This window comes from Microcystis sp. BLCC-F209 (genome assembly GCF_041928595.1).
Classification (GTDB): Bacteria; Cyanobacteriota; Cyanobacteriia; order Cyanobacteriales; family Microcystaceae; genus Microcystis.
Map to the genome: position 1 here is coordinate 1 of NZ_JBHFLL010000223.1, position 2,167 is coordinate 2,167.

General features: G+C 39.4%; 1 protein-coding gene and 1 pseudogene. Both read left to right on the forward strand.

All coding sequences use genetic code 11. From position 1 onward, the window contains the following. Positions 1-181: 181 nt before the first annotated feature. Complete coding sequence (locus tag ACE1AQ_RS14545; protein WP_106909789.1) at positions 182-1,729, forward strand: glycosyltransferase family 39 protein; 1,548 nt, start codon at positions 182-184, stop codon at positions 1,727-1,729. A gap of 213 nt (positions 1,730-1,942) precedes the next feature. Continuing rightward, a pseudogene (locus ACE1AQ_RS14550) lies at positions 1,943-2,167 on the forward strand (hypothetical protein); the annotation flags it as partial.

The window sequence follows — 2,167 nt, forward strand, 5'->3', positions numbered from 1 at the left end:
AAGCGGCAGATCAGAAGATAGTAAAAAGCGGTGTCGCTGAATCAAGACATGAAGACTAAATTGTGCCTCCTATCCACAAGTTACCTTAGTGCTAGGTTTTAAAAATTGCCGAGAGGACAATTGATACTTAAAATCAGCAACGCCCTATAACTTTTCAAACAGGTTCTAAGAATAGATGATCATGAAAACAGTCACAAAATTAGCTCTTATTGCCCTACTCTGGATAACAATAATCAATCCTGCCAACTTACCTCCAGATACCGATGTTAGGCTAAAAATGGCCCATGCCCTGTGGACAGGAACTGAGGAAGTTTCTTTACCCCCAAATTATCGTCCTTCCTCTCGATTAGACCGTGTTGGTGTTTTAGGAGTAGATGGAAAACGATATGAAGCTTATGATATAGGACAATCATTATTAATGTTGCCCGCAGATTGGATTGGCACTCAACTCTCTAAAGTTTTTCCTAGTATTAAGCCTTATTTATTACGAGAATTTGCGGTTAGTTTTCTTGTAGTTATCCCTCTAAATGTATTAGTTGTTCTCTCTTGTTATTGGTTACTTAGACTATTTGATTTTCAGGAGAAAATTGCGGCATCTGCTAGTTTGATTTGGTTGCTAGGTACTACCGTTCTCCACTATGCACAAACTTTTCAACAAAATAATCCAGTCCTACTTTGTGTGATTTTAGGTTATGCTTGTGCTTTAGCTTATATTAAAACTAACAAAGTACCTTATGTTTTTTTGAGTGGATTGGCAATCGGAGCAGCTATTATAATTCGCTCCACAACTATCATTTATGCTCTCACAGTTTTTGGGTTTCTAATTAGCTGTCTAATTTATAAAAATTTCAAGCTTAATCAAATCTTTAAGACAGCCATACTCTGGAACGTCGGCTTATTTCCTTTCCTTTTTGTCAGTAGATTATTTAATTACTTACGCTTTGGGGATTTTTGGACAACGGCAGCATCCTTAAGCATTGAGCAAATACGCAATGGAGCAATCTTTTCAGGGTTGCCAGAATTGCCCCCTAATTATCCTTTCATACACCCTCCCTACGTTGGTATTCTCGGCGTTCTCTTCTCGCCAGCTAAAAGTATATTTATTTACGACCCCTTTCTTTTACCGTGTTTAGTATTGGGGATTATTTTATTTAACAAATTAACACCTTATATACGAATATATTTTATTTCCTCAATTTTTGCACTTGTCTTTCATATTATCTTAACCAGCAAACTGGATTTCTGGCATGGAGATGGTTCTTGGGCTGCTCGTTATCACGTTACCTCAGTTCAGCTACTACTTCTCCCCTTAATAGCTTTGCTAATCTTAGAGATGTTATCGGTTAATCGGCTCAAACGATGGTTAATTAGCAGCTTGGTTGTTCTTTCTATTTTGGTTCAATTTGCTTCTCTTGTCTTTGACCCTAGTGTAAATAGTGGTGCGGTCAACTTTGCAGAACCAAAAAGTTTTTTGAGGTTTCGTTTAGGTGAACGTATCGACAGTGTTAGTTGCTTAATTGGTCTTTCTCGATCCCAAAGTTGCTTAACTGAGGAAAAGTACAGTAAGTCTGCTCTCGCCGGTAGAAAGTACAGTAAGTCGGATCTCGCCAGTAGGGTGTATTTCTGGCCTCTTAAATCCAACAAAGCGCAAGGATTGCTCTGGAAAATTTGGGGATTCCTCTTGCTCACAGCTTTGATCAGCACTCTACTTTTCCTGGTGATTGGGTAAGCTGTTCGTAATTTAAATTGCTTGTTGAGACGAGGCAAGAGGTAAGAGGCAAGAGGCAACAGTAAAGGGATTGAGGGAGATTCGGCTAATCTTAAGAATAAGCACTTTAAATGCGTCTTAGCTTAGTAGTGATGGAGACTTAATATCTTGGCAATTGGGCATTGTAGATGATTATCCATTTTTTGGGAGAACGATAGACTCTGTTCGACCAATGAGGAAGTCAAGGAAATCGCCGAAATCCTGCTCAAGGATGTGTTTAAACGTCTGACAGAACAAAATATTACTTTGTCTGTCACCGATAAGTTTAAAGAACGCTTGATCGAGGAAGGTTATAATCCGGCCTACGGCGCTCGTCCCTTACGTCGTGCGATTATGCGTCTGTTGGAAGATGTTCTGGCTGAGGAAATTCTCTCCGGACGGGTTTCTGATGGGGATACG

What these genes read in the sequence shown, in the direction of transcription:
- ACE1AQ_RS14545 (WP_106909789.1), top strand. Translation starts at nt 182, where the DNA reads ATGAAAACAGTCACAAAATTAGCTCTTATTGCCCTACTCTGGATAACA.